The organism is Chloroflexia bacterium SDU3-3 (assembly GCA_009268125.1).
Taxonomy (GTDB): Bacteria; Chloroflexota; Chloroflexia; order Chloroflexales; family Roseiflexaceae; genus SDU3-3.
Genome location: WBOU01000004.1, coordinates 86,624 through 104,115, shown reverse-complemented (window position 1 = coordinate 104,115; position 17,492 = coordinate 86,624). Strand labels below are relative to the sequence as shown.

11 protein-coding genes are annotated in these 17,492 nt (G+C 68.0%); 4 read left to right on the top strand and 7 right to left on the bottom strand.

What is annotated here, in order from left to right; all coding sequences use genetic code 11:
* Positions 1-37 precede the first annotated feature (37 nt).
* The 4 genes from F8S13_07720 to F8S13_07705 form a co-directional block, all read right to left on the bottom strand.
* Entirely contained in the window at positions 38-3,328 is a 3,291-nt protein-coding gene (locus tag F8S13_07720; protein ID KAB8143786.1) for a hypothetical protein, read from the bottom strand.
* Between the two features lie 235 nt (positions 3,329-3,563).
* Complete coding sequence (locus F8S13_07715) at positions 3,564-3,971, bottom strand: globin (GenBank protein ID KAB8143785.1); 408 nt, start codon at positions 3,969-3,971, stop codon at positions 3,564-3,566.
* 297 nt (positions 3,972-4,268) lie between these two features.
* Positions 4,269-6,497, bottom strand: a complete 2,229-nt coding sequence (locus F8S13_07710; protein KAB8143784.1) for a CHAT domain-containing protein — start codon at positions 6,495-6,497, stop codon at positions 4,269-4,271.
* A gap of 23 nt (positions 6,498-6,520) precedes the next feature.
* Positions 6,521-8,440, bottom strand: coding sequence for an N-acetylmuramoyl-L-alanine amidase (locus F8S13_07705; protein ID KAB8144089.1), 1,920 nt, complete (start codon positions 8,438-8,440; stop codon positions 6,521-6,523).
* Positions 8,441-8,812: 372 nt separating this feature from the next.
* Between F8S13_07705 and F8S13_07700 the strand changes: the two genes are divergently transcribed.
* Complete coding sequence (locus F8S13_07700; protein ID KAB8143783.1) at positions 8,813-9,619, top strand: low molecular weight phosphatase family protein; 807 nt, start codon at positions 8,813-8,815, stop codon at positions 9,617-9,619.
* A 99-nt stretch (positions 9,620-9,718) separates the two neighbouring features.
* A complete protein-coding gene (locus F8S13_07695) occupies positions 9,719-10,342 on the top strand; it encodes a hypothetical protein (GenBank protein KAB8143782.1) in 624 nt (207 codons plus the stop codon).
* A gap of 63 nt (positions 10,343-10,405) precedes the next feature.
* Here the strand turns inward: F8S13_07695 and F8S13_07690 are convergent, their stop codons facing one another.
* On the bottom strand, positions 10,406-11,638 hold the full coding sequence (locus tag F8S13_07690) for a class I SAM-dependent rRNA methyltransferase (protein ID KAB8143781.1): 1,233 nt from the start codon (positions 11,636-11,638) through the stop codon (positions 10,406-10,408).
* Positions 11,639-12,194: 556 nt separating this feature from the next.
* Positions 12,195-14,216: a beta-galactosidase gene (locus tag F8S13_07685; GenBank protein ID KAB8143780.1), complete on the bottom strand. Its 2,022-nt coding sequence runs from the start codon at positions 14,214-14,216 to the stop codon at positions 12,195-12,197.
* Between the two features lie 397 nt (positions 14,217-14,613).
* On the opposite strand from F8S13_07685, the gene F8S13_07680 reads away from it, so the two are divergent.
* The gene (locus tag F8S13_07680; GenBank protein KAB8143779.1) at positions 14,614-14,823 is read left to right on the top strand and encodes a hypothetical protein; all 210 of its coding nucleotides are present in this window, start codon (positions 14,614-14,616) and stop codon (positions 14,821-14,823) included.
* A gap of 71 nt (positions 14,824-14,894) precedes the next feature.
* Here F8S13_07680 and F8S13_07675 read toward each other — a convergent pair whose 3' ends face one another.
* The gene (locus tag F8S13_07675; protein ID KAB8143778.1) at positions 14,895-15,881 is read right to left on the bottom strand and encodes a dihydrodipicolinate reductase; all 987 of its coding nucleotides are present in this window, start codon (positions 15,879-15,881) and stop codon (positions 14,895-14,897) included.
* 273 nt (positions 15,882-16,154) lie between these two features.
* On the opposite strand from F8S13_07675, the gene F8S13_07670 reads away from it, so the two are divergent.
* Positions 16,155-17,333, top strand: coding sequence for a response regulator (locus F8S13_07670; GenBank protein KAB8143777.1), 1,179 nt, complete (start codon positions 16,155-16,157; stop codon positions 17,331-17,333).
* Positions 17,334-17,492 lie beyond the last annotated feature (159 nt).

Sequence of the window (17,492 nt, the reverse complement as noted above, 5' to 3'; positions counted from 1 at the left end):
CAGAATATAGCTTGGTGTCACAGCGTTGTAGCGGCTGCTAGTCGCTGGCTCGGATGGGCACGCCGATCGAGCTCGTGCTGTCTAGCTCGGCATTTGTCGGGCTGCTGAGCGTCACGATGATCGTCTCCTCCGGCTCGGTCAGCGTGTCGTCGAGGATCGGGATGGTAAAAGACTGCGAGCTTGAACCGGCGGGGATGGTCAGCGTGCCGCTGGTGGGCGTGTAGTCGCTCCCTGCGGTGGCCGTGCCGTCGCTGGTGGCGTAGTTCACCGTCACCGCCTGAAACGATGTGGCCTTCAGGCGCACCGTCACCACCGGCAGAGTTCCCAGTTCATCGCCCGCCGCCCCGCTCAGGGTGATCAGATCGTTGGCCGGGATGGTGATGGTGGCGACGGATGTGGTGCCCAGCATCGCCCCGGTAGGGTTGCTCAGCGCGATGTTAATGGTCTCATCTGGCTCGGCCAGGCTATCCTCCAGAATGGGCACGCTGATCGTGCGGCTGGTCGCGCCTGGCGAGATGGTCAGCGTGCCGCTGGTGGGCGTGTAGTCGCTGCCTGGCGTGGCGCTGCCGCCAACCGTGGCGTACTGCACGGTCACGGGGATCGACGAGTAGCTGTTCAGCTGCACGGTGATGCTGACGTTGGTGCTGCGCTCGGTCGCGCTTTTTGAGGGTGCCGGGAAGGTAATCGAGTCATTCTCCAGGATGTTCACGGTGGCGAATACGCCCGCGAGGGGTACACCCGCGTTGTTCGCGTTGCTGAGGCGCACCAGGATGGTCTCGTTCGCCTCGGCGATCGCATCATCGAGGATGGGAAAGTTGAAGGTTTTGGATGTCTCCCCCGGCGCAAACACCAGCGTGCCGCTGGCGGGTGTGTAGTCGCTGCCGGGCGTGGCCGTGCCGCCGCCCTCGGTGCTGATGTCGACAGTGACGGTCTGGGCCGAGGTGGCGCTCAGGCCAACGCTCAGCGAGGCGCTGCCGCTCTCGTACACACTGTGCGAGCTGGAGGAGAAGGCGAGCGTGTCGTTGGCGAGAATCGTGACGCTCTTTGACTGCTGGCCGCCAGCGGAGAAATAGACCGGGTTGCTCAGGATGATGCTGAGCTTCTCATCTGGCTCGGGCAGCGCGTCGTCGAAGATCGGCAGCGGCACACTGGCCGACTGCTGGTAGGGTTGGAACACCAGCGTGCCGCTGGTGGGCGCGAAGTCGCTGCCCACCACGGCAGTGCCCGACTCTAGCCGATAGTCGACCCGCAACGGGTAGCCCGAGAGCGCGCTGAGCAGCAGCCCTTGTCTCTGCGAGGAGTCGTTTTCGTTGAACCCGTTTGTGGGTATGAATGAGAGCGTGGGGGGCGAGTCGTTGTTGTCGAAGATGATGACCTGCGTCATCATTCGATCGACCTCAACCCTATCGAGAGAGAGGAAGCCGATATGAAACGACTCGGGCGGCTCGCTCAGCGTATCGTTCGTGATCTTGACCTGGAAGGACTTGTTCATCTCACCAGGGGCAAAGGTGACCTGCGCCTGCCTGCCGGTGAAGTCTTTCCCCTTGAATGCGACGCTGTCCAGGGTTGAGGAGCTGACCGTTAGGGTGTGAGGTGCTGGGACGTTTAGCCGCATGTTTACCACCACCGAGGCGTCGCCCTCGGTCACGGTGGTGTAGGGTAGATCCCAGCTGATGCAGATGTTGCTGCCCGCAGGCGCACAGGAGGGCACCACGGGACGGATGTCGACATCCCAGTTGGTCAGCACGCCCTGGTTGGCCGCCGGGTTCTGATCCTTGATAGACAGAGTCGCGTAGCTGAGGTTGTTTACCCGCAGGCTCTGGAAGACGGCCAGCGGGGTGCGCGGCTGGTAGCTGCCGGCCATCGGCGCAGGCGAGCTGGCCATGGTGGCGGGGGCGCTGTCGTCGAAGGTGACGCTGTCGAGGTTCGCGCCCTTGGCGTCGCCAACGTCGAAGAGGGTGGCGGCCACCGTGCCTGCGGTGAGCTGCATGCGCAGCTGGCTGGTGTCGCGGTGGGTGGCGGCCACCCTCACGTTCAGGTCGCCCACCATCCGGCTTGTGGTGATGCCCGGCGGGTAGAGGATGATATCGAGCGTATCGCTCACGCCAGCGCCGTGTGTGATCGGCCACGGCGGGGTGGGGAAGGTGCCGCTGTAGGTTTCGACTGGGCCGAGGCGGGCCACACCCACGGGGACGCGCAGCGGGAAGCGGGTGGTCTGGCCCGGCGTGAACAGTGCCTGCTCCAGCACGATCAGGTCGCCCGCCTGCGCGGTTGGGCCGACCGTGAGCGTGAAGGGCGCGGCAGCGTAGGCCGCCCCCTTGCCCGCAATTGCCCCGTAGCTGGCGGTCGCCACCTCCAGCGTCGCATCCCCGCCGATCAGCCGCAGGCTGCTAGTGAAGGGCTGGGTCGCCGCCGGGGCCAAGTTGCTGACCGCGACCGCCACCGCCACCTGCTCGCCCGCGTCCGCCGCGCTGTCGCCGTCGCCCGCCAGCTCATCCCAGCGCGCCGACTGGAAGGCCAGCCGATCATCGATCAGCGCCACCGTCTGCGTCAGGTCGCCCGCTAGCGTCGCGTTGGTCGGGCTGCTCAGCGTCACCAGGAAGGTCTCGGTCAGCTCGCTGGTGCTGTCCACCGTTACTGGTACAGGTATCTCCTGCCAGGTCTCGCCGGGCGCGAAGGTGAGGGTGCCGCTGGTGGCGGTGTAGTCGCTCCCCGCGAGGGCGCTGCCGTCGCTGGTGGTGTAGCTCACGGTCACGGCGGCGGTCGAGCTGCCCTGCAGCTGCACGGGGATGATCGCGCGTCCGTTCGCCTCGTAGGCCTGGGTGGTGGGCAGGGCGAAGCCCAGCGTATCGCTGGCGCGGATGGTCACATCCGCCGTGGCCAGGGCGCCGAGCGACGCGCCAGAGGGGCTGCTCAGGGCCATGTGGAAGCCCTCGGCAGGCTCGGCGCTGGGGTCGTCGGCCAGGGGTACGCCCAGGGTTTTCTCTTGCTCGCCGGGGTAGAAGGTGAGGGTGCCGCTGGTGGTGGTGTAGTCGCTTCCCTGGCTGGCGCTGCCGTCGCTGGTGGCGTAGTTGACGGTCACCAGCTGGGCTGCCGCCGTATCCAGCCGCACCTTCAGCGCGGCGACCCGCGTGCCCTCGTCTGCTGTGTAGGCCATCACGCCGCTGTCGGCGGCCTCGGCGACAATCGGCGCGAAGGCCACGCTGTTGGCCGCCTGCGGCGGAGCGACGCGGGCTGGCAGGCCAGCTACCGGCGGAGCGTGCTGGAGCAGCGGGCTGGAAATCAGGGCAAGTGAAAGCAGTATCGGCGAGCTGTGCGGCAGTTTCATGGATCCTCCATTGGCGGCGTGTGTCTACGCCAGATGGGAATTGAAATCAAGCCGCTGAGAGGACGCCAAGGCAGCGCACCAGCGTCTATGCTGTCTTGGGCAGAGTGTGGGTGGGGGATGCTCGCTCAGTATAGGAGGGCCGTCAGGCAGAGTCAATAGGGAATGCCCGCCATTTTGGTGCGTGAAAATGGGCCTGGGGGATGGCCCAGGCCCGGCGGTGTGCTGGCGGCAGGCGCTACCCCCCGAGTAGCTCCAGCGAGTTGGGGTCGGATGGCCGGTTGATCAGGAAGGTGGCGGCGCGCTCGAAGTAGCCGCGCATCGGCTCCTTCGCCTCGTCGGGGAAGCCCGCCGCGTCGAGCGCCGCGAGCATGTGGCGCACCCACGCGTCGCGCTCGGGCTGGCCGATGGCGAAGGGCACGTGGCGCATGCGCAGGCGCGGGTGGCCGCGCAGCGCGTTGTAGCGCGGCGGCGCGCCGAAGTACTGGGTCAGGAACAGGAACATGTGCTCCTTCGACGCCTCCAGGTCCTCGGGGTACATGGGGCGGAGCAGCGGCTCGCTCTCGATGCCGACGTAGAAGGCCTCGACCAGTCGGCGGAAGGGCGCGTCGCCGCCGACGTATGTGTAGATAGTGTGTTCTTCCATACCGGGAATTATACCCGCTGTCGCCAGCCTTGTCCTTTTCTTTCCTAACAGCGAGGCATTTTGGCAGAGTATAGCATGGGTTCGCGATAGTGGAGCGAACCCGATACCACGAAGGCGCGAAGGCGCGAAGCGAGACCGCTTTACCACCAAGACGCCAAGGCACCAAGGGAACAAAAGGGGAGAAAGAGCAGGCTCAATTTCAGCCGAGCACGTATGATAATTTCTTAGCCCTGTAATAGCAGAGAGGGCTAGGGGCAAACCCTAGCCCTCTGGATACGTGGTGGGATGAGGCGCTGCCTAGATGCGCTGCACCACCACCTGGGCACCGCTGTGCAGCGCATAGACTAGGCCCATCACGTTGTTCTTGTCCATCAGGTACTCGCGGCGCAGGTCGAGCAGCAGCTCGCCGATCGGCTGGCCGCCCGCCGCGAAGCGCTGCAGCAGCAGCCGCGCGAACTCGGCGGCGAACAGGGCGGGGGTGTTGACTTCGGTGCCCAGCACGCCGCGCGCGCCCTTGGCGATCAGGTAGGGCACCAGCCCGTCGTAGAAGTAGGGGCTTAGCTCGGCGCTCTCGCAGGCGTTGATAAACACCAGCGGAGCGCTCTGCAGGCTCTCCTCGGCCTTGCTGAGCGAGGCCAGCCGCTTCAGATCCTTCAGCGTCACCGGCCCGTCGGAGAGGGTGAGCTGCGAGGCATCCACGCCGCCCGGGTCGCTGGGCAGCGTGCTCTCGGCGTGGCAGTAGAAGTAGAGCAGCTGCGGGCCGGGCTGCGTGCTGCTCAGCAGGCTGATCAGCTCGGCCTTGGTGGTGTACTCGCTCACCGTCACGCCGGGCAGCTGGCGCAGAAACGCCTGCTGCGGCTTGACCACGTCGACCGGCAGCCCTTTTTGGCGCAGCTCGTCGTCGATCGTGGTGTTGACCACAAAGCCGATCTCCAGCTCGCCCGCCACGCTGATCTCGGGGGTGAGGTTCAGGGGCGTGGCGGTGCGGAACTCGGGCGTGTACTCGATCACGTGCTTAAATCCCCAGAAGCCCTCCGGCTCTACGTGGTCGGGGTCGTAGTCGCGGTCGTAGAGCAGCGCCCAGGGGAAGCTGAAGCGCTCGGCGATGATCGCGATCTGCAGCTTGCTCTGGCGCGATCTCTCGCGCAGCACGCGGCCCATCTCGTTGGCGTCGGCACCGCTGCCCGGCGCGAAGAACAGGCCCTCGAACAGGTCGGTGCCGATGCCCATCAGGGCCTTGAGCGACTGCTCGTGAGCGAAGGCTGGGATGCTGGTGTCGGCGGACTGGTAGAGGTAGCGCCCGCCCTCCTTGGCGTAGACAATGCCCTTCAGCTCCTCGCGGGCGTTGGCGGTCATGTCGGCGATCTGCTGCTCGCTGAGGTTGACGGTGGCCCGCTTCACACCGCCGCTGTTGAGGATGAACTCGTAGCCCGCATCCCTGCGCAGGATGACCAGGTCGATCTCCTGCGGGCGCGGCTGGCTGGCCAGGGCGCTCTGCAGCGTCTTGCCGCTGGCCTGCTGCTCGATCGGGGCGGCCTGGGCTGCGCCCACGTGCAGGGTCAGCTTCATTTTTTGGAACATGCGGTTGTTGGCGAAAAACAGCGCGCGTAGCTCGTTGGGGCCATCCTTGGTGGGCGTGATGGTGAAGCTGGCATCCTGGGTAGATGCGCCTTTGCGCGGCACCGCGATCACGCCCTGGTCGCTGCCGGTGATGGTCAGGTCATCGCTGTCGATCACCACGGTGATCTCGATGCGCTTGGCCTTGGGGCTGGCGTCGAAGATCTGGCCGAGGCTGGCGCTGGCGCTGGCTAGGGCCTCGGCCTGCGGCGCACCCACGTTGAACACGAGGGTGTAGGGTGTGCCCACGGCCAGCGGCTGGCCCTTGTCGTGGTCCTTCAGCAGCGCGTTGATCACGCGCTGCTCGGCCTGCTCTGGCGGCGTGTCGTGGGCGCGCGGCTCTGGCTCGACGCCTTTGCTCGCCTCAGCTTCCTCTGCCGGGGAGGTGTGGGTGCGCGGCTGTATCTGCGGCTCTGGCTTGTCGACCTGCTCTGCTTCATCTTCCTCATCCAGCGGGGGATCATCGGGCAGGGTGTTGGCCATGTGGTTTTGCGGGAAGGGGTCGGGGGCGTCGATCTGCTGGTCGCCGCGCAGCGGCTGGGCCAGCAGCCCCAGCACCTGGCCAGCCTTGAGCACCACCACAACCTTCAGCGGCTTCTGCTCGTCGCGCAGCTCGTTGGCGGCCTGGATGCCGATGCGATCGGCATCGACAGCGGGCACGGGCGCGGGCAGCTGCGGCAGCTGGCCCACCGGCAGCGCGCGCGGGTCGCTGGGCCAGCTGCGCACGCGCTCCTCCACATCCTGCCAGCGCAGCACGCGGAAGATGCCGCCCGGCTCGGCGATCACGACAAAGCTGGCGAAGCGCGCCGGGCGGCTGGCGGGCAGCCGTTCGAGCAGCGCCCCCAGCGGCTCGTCTGGCGTGGCGACGACGAAGGGCGTCGATGAGAGCTGAGATGCGGTAATCGGCATAGGCAGTTCCTCTCTATCTCGGGCTACCAGGAGAGATCTGCGCCATCGGGGCGGCTGTCGGCATCCAGATCGCCCCAGCGGACAACATGGGCCAGATTATACCGCTCGCGCAGCGTGGCGACGAGCCAGGCCAGCGCCTTTTTTGCCGCCTCGGTGTAGCCCTTGGTGCTGCGCTGCACGGTGATGCCCAGGCTGATGCGGTTGATGTTCTGCCGCCGACCCTGCCATGTGGCCATGCCCGCGTGGAAGGTGGCGCGGTCGTCGTCGGCCAGCTGGTAGATCTGGCCCTCGGCGGTGATGTAGTAGTGCGCCATGCTCTGGGCATCCGGCGCGGCCATGGCGCGCAGGTCTTCCTCGGCGCTGCCCGTGCTGCTGTGCAGCACGAGCAGGCGCGCGCGTGCGCCGCTGCGGGTGCCCGAGGCGGCGGCGAAGGGCACACGGTAGCGCACGATGTGGAAGGGCGCGCCGGGCTGCTCGAAGACCGCGCCGCGCCCGAGCACGACGGCGATCTCGCTGTCCTCGGGCAGCGTGCTGGCCTGCATACCGGCCCGTGGCTTGGCGGCGGGCACCGCGCCCCCCGCCGAGAGCGCCACCACGCCCGAGCCGCCGCTGGCCAGCGGCAGCGCGCGGCGCACCTCCTGCCACTTCGGGATGATGTTGTAGAGCGTGTCGGTGGCGTAGACCTGGATGGCGTACTGGCTGGCCCCCGATGTGACGCGGTACGAGTCGGAGAGCGGCGCGCCCAGGTTGAGCTTCCGCGCGATCTGGTGGAAGGCCCAGTCGGGGTGGTAGGCCACGCCCGCCGCCTTCTGGTAGGTGGCGCTCAGCAGGGCGTCGCGCAGCTGGGCCGAGGCGGCGTCGCTGGCGCTGGCCAGCTCGCTGACGCGGTGGATGGCCTGCCAGTCGGGGATCTTGTTGTAGAGCGTGTCGAGCGCGTAGACCTGGTAGGCGTACTCGACGCCGCCCACCTTCAGCTTGGTGCTCTCGGCCAGGGGCGGGCCGAGCTTGGCGGCTACGGCGTACTGGTGAAAGGCCCAGTCGGGGTGGAAGATGGCCCCGCTGGCGCGGTAGGTCGCATCCAGCAGCGCGCGGCCCAGCCCCGACGGCGGGATGCTGCCGCCCAGCAGGTCGGAGAGCCTGCCCACCTCGCCCCAGCGCGGCACCTCGCAGTAGAGCGTGTCGCGGGCGAAGGCCTGGTAGGCGTAGGTCTTGCCGCCGTCGGCCAGGGTCGCGGCCTTGGCGGTGGGGAAGCCCAGGCTGTGCTGCACGGCGTACTGGTTGAAGGCCAGGTCGGGGTTATAGCCATCGCCGCGCCGCTGGAAGCTCTCGTTCATCAGCAGGTCGAGCAGGGCCTCGTTCTCGGGGGTGGGGGTGCCCACCTGCACCGGCGGCGGCGGCTGGGGCGGGGCGGCCTGGTTGCCCAGCCAGGCCTCGATCTCGGGCCAGACCCAGTCCTTGGTCACGGCCCAGCCGGGGCAGCTCTTCTGATTGGTGTAGTCGCGGTGGAAGGAGATCAGCTGGCGCGGCGCGATGCCTAGCCGCTTGGATAGGCCGCCTAGCACCGCCTTGGTGCCCTCCCACACCGCGCCGCTGGGCCGCACCTTGTCGTAGTAGCCCACCATCTCGCAGCCGATGCTATACCACAGCTTGCCGCCCGCTGTGCCCGAGTTGCCGGTGCCCGCGTGGATGCCGATGTCTTTCATAGGGGTGGCCAGCCAGATGCCGTCGGGGGCCACGTAGATGTGCGGCCCGGATCGCCAGCCCTTGGCGCCGTAGAAGCGCTGCATGCCCTGCATGGTGGCCAGGCCGCGCCACTGCTCGATGGTGGGGATATAGGTGTGGTGCAGCACTACCCGCGTCGGCGCGATCCGGCCGAAGTCGTAGGCGGCAACGTAGGAGAGCCACTCGGTGATCGAGAGCCTGCGGTTGATGAACGGCGGCATGCCACTCGTTGGGTCGTTGGTAGCCACGTAGTACCTCCTCGTCCATAGCGATCAGCCTACCGCTGAGTATAGCTGCCCGAAGTAGAGGAAATGTAGCAAGTTTGATGCAACTGCTCACCAGATCACGGTATATGGTGATCTCGCGCAAAAACCCACCGGCCCCCGCCAGACAGGCGGGGGCCGGTGGGCCAAAGGAGGTTCTACGGAACAGCATCACGACCAGGTGTACTATAATCCCATAGCGGCACGGGCGGAACATGCCGCTGGTCCTATTCCGCCCAGGCACATGGCTGCATGGCCATGAGTACCATACCTCTTGACAGCGCGGCGCGGCAAGGCTGCAAGGCGCTGTGTGCGATGGAGCGAGACGACATGAGACCGACGATCCTGATCGTGGGGGCCGCCGACACGGGGCGCGCCCCCATGGCCGCCGCACTGCTGCGCCGCCAGATCGAGCAGCGCCGCCTGCCCTGGGATGTGGCCTCCGCCGGGGTGGTGGGCCACGACGACGACCCGCCCGAGCCAGAGGCCCGCACCACCATGCTGCATATGGGCCTGAACATCGACCAGCACCGCGCCCGCTCGGTGGGCGAGGACATGCTGGCCGAGGCCGCCCTGGTGCTGGCCGTGGACAGCGGCACCGCCCGCGCCATGCGGGCGCGCTTCGCGGGCGTGGCGCTGCACACCCTGGGCGATCTGGCCGGGCGCGCGCGCGACATCCCCGACCCCTTCCGCATGCAGGTGGGCGCGTGGATGACCTACGCCCGCGAGCTAGAGGCCATGCTAATCGCCGCGCTCGACCGCATCTGCGGGCTGCTGGGCGAGCCGCCCGCCGCGCCGCAGCCGCAGCCCGCGCCCGCCGGGGCCACGGCCCGCGAGGCCGCGCTGGGGCGGGCCGCCCAACTGCTGGTGCTGCTGGCCGACATGCCCGAGGTGGTGCGCTGGGATGCGGCGCGGGCCAGGCTGGAGTCCGAGCTGGATGCGGCCACCGCGCCGCTGGCCCCCGGCGACCTCGCCAAGGCCTACGGCGGGCTGCTGCGGGCCGCGCTGGCGCTCAGCGCGCCCAGCCCCGGCCAGGCCCAGCGCCTAGCCGAGGCCTACGCCCGCCTGGCCCAGCCCGTGGCCCAGCCCGATATCGACTGGCTCTCGGCGCAGATCGGCGGCTGGGCGGCGCTCTAGCGCGGGCGGCTGGGCCTCCGAAAATAGGCGCGCGCCTACGTTCTTGCCTATACGTACCCGACCGACTCAGAGGCATATGGCTCATATGGAGGCGCGCCCATGACCCGCGAGCAGCCCATCCCATCGTCGATGCTGCGGCTTTTCTGCGATAGCGTGATCGACAACCTGGGCGAGAAGACGCTGCGCCTGCTGTTCACCCAGGCCGGCCTGCCGCACGTCTACGGCGGCCAGCTCCCGCCGATCGACGACAGCCCCTCGATCACGGCCAACCAGCTGGCCGCGCTGATGGCCACGGGGTTCCGCGTGCTGGGCGACAAGGGCTTCCGGCCCATCCTGATGCGGGTGGGGCGCAGCACGGCCAGCCACTTCCGCGAGCACAACCGCGCGCTGGCCGCGCTGGCGGGCGCGGCTTTCCGGCTGCTGCCCAGCGAGGCCAAGGTGAAGCTGGTGCTCTCGCGCACGGCCAAGATGTCGCAGGAGCAGCTGCATATGCCCCACCGCACCTACGACAGCGCCGAGGGCTACTTTGTGGAGATCGAGGAGAGCATCTACTGCGAGGGGATCTCGACCGACCACGCGGTGTGCTACCTGCCGCAGTCGTTCTACGTGGAGATCCTGCGCTGGGCGACGGGCAGCACCTACCTGGTGGAGGAGGTGCAGTGCCGCGCCAAGGGCGACGGGCGCTGCCTGTTCCGCGTGAGCCGCGAGCCGCAGACAGCCTAGCGACCGCTGCTACCTGCTGGATGAGCGAAGGCTCTGGGGCACGCCCCAGAGCCTTCGGCGCTGCTAGAGCACGCGCGCCACCACGAATTTGAGGTAGCGCCCCTCGGGGAACTGCGGGGGCACGGGGTGATCCTGAGGCTGCCCGGCCTCGTGGGTGATCTGCAGGCGGCGCTTGGCCTGCAGCGCGGCGGCGGCCAGCATCTCCTTGAACGGCTCGGGGCCGACTTGGCTGGTGCAGCTGGCCGAGACCAGCGTGCCGCCGCTGCGGATGCAACGCAGCGCCAGCGCGTTCAGCCGCGTGTAGGCGCGGATGGCGGCGAAGCGGCTCTGCTTGCTCTTGGCGAAGCTGGGCGGGTCGAGGATGATCATGTCGAAGCTGCGGCGCTGCTTCACATAGGCGTCGAGCGTCTCGAAGCAGTCGGCGGTGACGAAGGTGTGGCGCGCGGCATCCAGCCCGCTGAGCGAGAGGTTGCTGGCGGCGCTGGCATCTAGGCCCTTGCCGATGTCGACGCTGGTGACGTGGCTGGCCCCGCCGCGCAGGGCGTAGAGCGAGAACGCGCCGGTGTAGGCGAAGCAGTTCAGCACCTCGCAGCCCTGGCTGATGCCCTCCACATAGCGGCGGTTCTCGCGGTGGTCGAGGAACAGCCCGGTCTTCTGGCCGCCGCGCAGGTCGGCCTCGAACGAGAGGCCGTGCTCGCGGATCACCAGGTCGTGCGGCGGCCCCGCACCCCAGAGGATAGATGTGCGGCGCGGGGCGGCGGCCTTGGCGCGCGGCTCCTCGGCTGGCTCGTCCTCGTCGGAGCGGCCCACGCTCTCCTCGCCTGTGTCCGCCCTGCGGTAGCGCAGCACGATCCCGCGCAGCGGCGCGCAGGCCCGCAGCGCTGGCACCAGCCAGTCGATCAGCTCGTCGGCCCCATCCATGTAGGTGGCCACCACGGCGTACGCGCCGTAGAGATCGACGGTGATACCGGGCAGGCCGTCGCCCTCGCCGAAGATCCAGCGGTAGGCGGTGGTGTCGCTGGCGCGCAGCGGGGCGCGCAGATCCCAGGCCTGGCGCACGCGCTCGCGCAGCCAGGCCTCGTCGGGGGCGCGCTGCTCGGCGTAGATGCGGATGCCGATCGGGCCGCTGTCATCCCACAGGCCATAGCCGCTCCAGCCGCCGCAGCGGGCTTTGACCCATGTGCCCGAGGGCATGCGCAGGGCGGCGGGGATATGGTTGCGGTAGACCCACGGGTGGCCCTGGGCCAGCCGCTCTTTGAGCTGGGTGGGTAGTTGTATTTCTTTGAGTGTTGACATGCCACTATTGTACCTGATCTTGTTTGCTCTGGGGTTGGGTTTTTTGGGTGTCGGTCTGTGACTTTGATGTGTCGGTCTGTGGCTTTGATGTGTCGGTCTGTGATGTAAGAGATATGTTACTTTTAGATATTGTCTGTTGTTTTTGGATTGCGATGTTATTCTACATATGTTGGCGCATTGTTGCTTTTGAAAAAGTGTTTTCTGTTTGTTGGGTTTTTTCGTTTTGTATTGATGTCGATGGTGCTTGATTAGTAGGTTGATGCCCTACGCGGGCGGCGGCTAGGGGCCAGCCCCTAGCAACCCCGCGAGGGGGTGTAACCCCCTTCGATCCCCCAATTTTGAGCGTTCCTCTGCCGCTCGCTGGCGGCTGGTGTTCGTGCATATGGCCAGCTGGCGCAAGCAGCACCTTCGCCGCATGGGCCAGGTGGTTAGGGCTTGTGTTTTGCCGATCCCTCTTCCCTCTTGCCCTTCGTGCCCTGGCGTCTTGTGGTTATATAGTTCCCCCCAGCACGGGCGCGGCGAGGGGTAGCCCTGCCGCGCCCGTGGGGTGCCTGTGCTACTCGGCCAGCAGGATGGCCACGTCGTTGACCTCCAGCAGCAGCGCGCCCGAGCAGCGCTTACCGGTGATCAGGTCGGTGGCGGGGGTGTCGAGCGTGACCCAGGCAGGCTCGCCGCTGTGGTTCAGCAAATAGAGCATGTCGCCAGCGGGGCCGCTGCGGCGCACGGCCTCGATGCGTGCGGGCACGACGGCGGCGGGCTTGACCCCGGCATCCTCGCAGGCGCGGCCCAGTACCCAGGCCATGCCCTCGGCGGTGGGCCGGGTGCCCAGGTAGTAGGCCGCGCCCTGGCCGAAGGCGTGGCGCGTGATCGCGGCGCGCCCGGCCAGGAAGGTGCCGGTGTAGCTGGCCAGCGCCTCGGCCCCCTCCAGGTCGATGGCGTCGGCCCACAGATCGCCGGTGAACTGGCCGTCGCTCTCGGTGGCCAGCGCGATGCTCTGCTCGGGCGCGAAGGGCACGTACTCCTCCACGCGCAGGCCCAGCAGCTTGCGGAAGGGCGCGGGGTAGCCGCCCAGCCAGATGTGCTCGTGCTCGTTCACCATGCCGCTGAAGAACGACATCACCAGCGTGCCGCCCTGGGCCACGTACTGCTCTAGGTTCTGCGCGGCCTGCTGGCGCACCAGGTAGAGGTTGGGGGCCAGCACCAGGCGGTAGGCCGAGAGATCGGCGTCGGGCTGCACGAAGTCGACGGCGATGTTGCGCTGGAACAGCACGTTGTAGTAGCTGTGGATCTGGCTGATCAGCTGCACATCCTTCGACGGCTTGCTGTCCAGCTCCAGCGCCCACCAGCTATCCCAGTCGAGCACGATGGCCACCTCGGCGGGCAGGCTGGCGCTGAGTAGCGGGTCGAGCTTCTTCAGCTCCTGGCCGAGGGCCACCACCTCGCGCCAGACGCGGGTGTCGCTGCCGCCGTGGGGCACCATGCCGCTGTGGTACTTCTCGGCCCCGGCGCGGCCCGCCCGCCACTGGAAGTACATCAGGCCCGCCGAGCCGCGCGCGATGGCCTGGTGGCTCCACAGCCGCATCTGGCCGGGCTGCTTGATCAGGTTGTGGGGCCGCCAGTTCACGTTGCTGGTGGCCTGCTCCATCAGCAGCCAGGGCCTGCCGTGGCCCAGCGAGCGCATCATGTCGCAGTTGAGCGCGGCGTTCAGCTCGGGGTGGGCCTCGGCGGGGTCTTGGTATTGGTCGAGCGTGATCACATCCTGGTGCTCGGCCCACTTCCAGTAGTCCAGCGGCTTGAAGTTCACCATGAAGTTGGTGGTGACGGGCACGTCGGGCGTCAGCTCCTTGATGATCGCGCGCTCCATGTCGAAGCACTCCAGCAGCGCGTCGGATGAGAAGCGCCGCCAGTCGAGCTGCTGGGTGGGGTTGGCGTAGGTGGGGGCGCGGCGGGGCGGGTTGATCTCCTCCCAGTCGCTGTACTGCTGGCTCCAGAATGCCGTGCCCCAGGCCTCGTTCAGGGCATCCAGCGTGGCGTAGCGGCGCTTGAGCCAGGCGCGGAAGTCGCGGGCCGACTCGTCGCAGAAGCACTCGGCCACGTGGCAGGCGTACTCGTTGCCGATGTGCCACATGGCCAGGGCCGGGTGGTCGCGGTAGCGGGTGGCCAGCTGGCGCACCAGGGCCTGGGCGGCCTGGCGGTAGGCCGGGCTGCTGGGGCAGTAGTGCTGCCGCCCGCCGGGCCACAGCGTCACGCCGTCGGCGGTGACGGGCAGCGACTCGGGGTACAGGCGGGCCAGCCAGGGCGGCGGCGAGGCGGTGGCGCTGGCCAGATCCACGCGCACGCCGTGGGCGTGCAGCAGATCCATGATCCGGTCGAACCAGCCGAAGTCGTAGTTGCCGGGGGTCGGCTCCAGCTTGGCCCACGAGAAGATGCCGAGCGACACCAGGTTGACCCCGGCCTCCTGCATCAGGCGCACGTCCTCCTGCCATGTCTCCTCGGGCCACTGCTCGGGGTTGTAGTCGCCGCCGTAGGCCATATGGGCGAAGGGGAAGCTGGGCGGTGTGGTGGGCTGTTCGGTCATAGGGCCTCTCTCTTTCAGCGAGCTGTGCGCGAGCGACGTTGCTGCTGCTGGCCAGAAGCCGGGTGCCCGCGCGATGGTGGCAAGTGGCCAGCGTTGGGGGGTATAGTAGCATAGAAGTTGGGGTACGGCGTATTGATTTCTTACCACGAAGACACGAAGGCGCGAGGAGCTGTAACCACCAAGACCCCAAGACTCCAAGGGCTGAAAAAGCGTAAAGATAAATGACAGCGTTCTGTTGGAGCCTTGGAGGTAAAACGGCTCTTGCTCCTCTTCGTGCCCTCGCGTCTTCGTGGTGAAACATGCAGCTAGAAATAGTGGCATAGTTTCTGGTATGATTGCAGCGGGATGTCAGGCAGCGTGGCCAAAAAGGCACCCCATCGTGCGAGGAGGCATGGCTATGAGCGAAGAGCGCCATGAGCAGCAGCGGCAGCAGGGCGAGCAGCAGGGCGGCCAGGATGCCCTGCGCGAAGCGCCGCGCAGCTGCGAGGTCGGCTCGCCCGACTTTATCCACGAGCGGCGGATGTTCCGCTCATTCCAGCACGACCACGGGCAGCGCGGCGATCATTGCGAGCAGCCGGTGCGCGAGCGGGCCGTGGGCGAGCGCTAGCCGAGGGCAGAACCCGGCACGGGGCAGGCCTGGGGGCGGCAGCTGCCGCCCCCAGGCCGTGTTGCGCTGGCCTACCAGTAGTGGGCCATGGGGGCATCGGCCATGCTGGCCAGCCCGGGGGCGGCGCGCAGCACGCTGGTGATAGTGTTGACCACCATGGCCGCCGTGGCCACGTCGCCGTGCAGGCCGCCCTGGATGGTCATCTTCACCGGCGGGTTGCCCGCGATCTCCACGGTGTCCTGCGCGTCGGGCGCGCCGAGGTACATGCGCAGCTCCAGGTTGATCACCTCGCGGTCGCCGCAGAAGCCGCGCGCGATCTGGTGCACGCCCGCAACCTGGCCCGGCTCGACGTGGGCGAACTCGGTGGTGATCGCCGCATCGGCGATCATGGGCTGGATGACATCCTCGGTGCGGCTCAGCTCCCAGCCCAGCGAGGTGGCCAGCATATGCAGCGACTCGGGCAGGCCGACGTGGCGCACCGTGCCGGCCTTGACCTGCTCGGCGAACTGCTCGGGGGTGAGGCCAGCGCCGACCTTCTTCTGCAGCGGGCCGCGGCGGCGCGCGGCGTCCACCACGCGCAGCACGCGCACCGAGTCGACGGAGGCGCAGGGCGCGGTCAGCATCAGCGGCAGGGCGTCCATGGCGTAGCCGGGGTTCACACCCGTGCCGATCAGGGTGACGCCAGCCTTGCGGGCGGCGGCATCCAGCTCGGCGGCCAGCGCGGGCTGGGCCGTCCACGGGTAGGAAAGCTCCTCGCAGGTGGAGACGATATTTGCGCCGATCGACATGATCTCGGTGAACTGCGATGCCACGCGGGCAAGCGCCGATCCGGTGGCGTGGAGGACAACATCCGCATTCAGATCGGCCAGCTTGGTGATGCTGTCGGTGATCGTCACGCCGATCTTCTCGCCGCCCAGCACCTCGCCGAGATCACGCCCAACTTTCGACGGGTCCACATCCACCGCCCCAACGATCTCGATATTCGTACGCGTGCGTGCGAGCTTCGCAATACCCAGCCCAATTGGGCCAAGACCGTAACAGATAATACGTGTTGCCATGCTAGTCTCCTTTGTCGGCCCTCAGCGGGCTGTGCTATAATAACGCGCCGCTAGTGTCGTGTCAAAGATCAGACAAGACATTTTCCGCGTGGTGATGCGGAACTCTGGCGGTTTATAGCATCCATATGACCCATCCTGTGGCCCGAGGCTGCAGGCGTCGGTGATGCTTTCGACGCACCCTCGCATGCTCCCACAGCGGGCCGGCTGCAGGCCCGCGCTCGCGGCACCGCGCCGGGCGGCTGATGGGCGCTCTGTTGTGGATAAGGTGAACCGTTGCCAACCATACTTGCTGTAAATGATGACGCCACCCTGCTGAGCCACCTGGCCGACCAGCTGGCCGAGGCGGGCTACCATGTGGTGCGCGCGATGGACAGCGCCTCCGCCGAGCGCGCGCTCGACGAGTCGCAGCCCGATCTGGCGCTGGTGGACCCGATGCTGGAGGAGGGCGGCGGCTGGGCGCTGATCACCCGCCTCGCGCAGCGGGTGCCGGTGATCGCGATCAGCGACCGCGGGCTAGAGGAGGATGTGGTGCGCGGGCTGGATGCGGGCGCGATCGACTACCTGGCCCTGCCCTACCGCGCCAGCGAGCTGCTGGCCCGGCTGCGGGTGCACCTGCGCGCCGCCCCCGGCCGCTGGGTGCCCGAGCCGCCCCAGGCGGCCCCCGAAGCCGCGCCGCCCGCCCCCGAAGCCGCGCCGCCCGCCGCGCCGCCCACCCTGGCCGACATCGCCGCATCGCAGCGCCTGGGCGAGCGCTCCACCCGCCGCAAGAGCGAGGAGGAGCCGGTGTTCATGTCGTTCGGCGAAGAGCAGCGCATGCTGAACGACCAGGAGCGCGCCGCCATGGAGCTGAGCAGCGAGGAGCTTGAGGCCCTGCCGCTGGGCGAGCGCCTGCGCACCGCGCGCATCCGCCGCCGCATCACGCTGGTGCAGGCCGAGCTTGAGAGCAAGCTGCGCATGCACTACATCCAGGCGATGGAGGAGGAGAAGTTCTCGCTGCTGCCGCGCGGCCCGCTGGCCGAGGAGCTGCTGAAGCGCTACGCGACCTACCTGGGCGTGAACACTTCCAGCGCGGCGGAGGAGTACCGCAGGCTGCACTACAGCGCGCCGATCGATCCGCCGCTGGCGCTGGGCGGTAAGCCGCTGCCCTACCGCCTGCCGCGCGTGGCCACCACGGCCATCGCGGTGGTGGCGGCGCTGGTGGTGGCGGCGCTGCTGATCGGCGCGCTGAATATGTTCGCCCCCACCGCCGTGCCCAGCTTGGCCAGCAGCGCCATGGCCCTGGTGCGCTCGCCCACCCCGACGCCCACGGCCACCCCGACGCCGACCAACACGCCCACGCCCACGGCCACGGCCACCCCGACCAACACGCCCACACCCACGGCCACCCCGACGATCACGCCGACACCGACGATCACGCCGACACCCACGCGCACCCCGCGCCCGCGCCGCTGATCGACGACCGCGCAGCAAAAGCCTCGCCCACGCGGCGGGGCTTTTTTGCTGCGCGCCCCTCTCAGGCACCCCCGCCGCTGCGCAGACCTAGCACCTGCTGTCATCCGCCTGTCATCCTACGCCGCAGCGTCGTTGCCGCCCGTGCGATACACTAGCAGC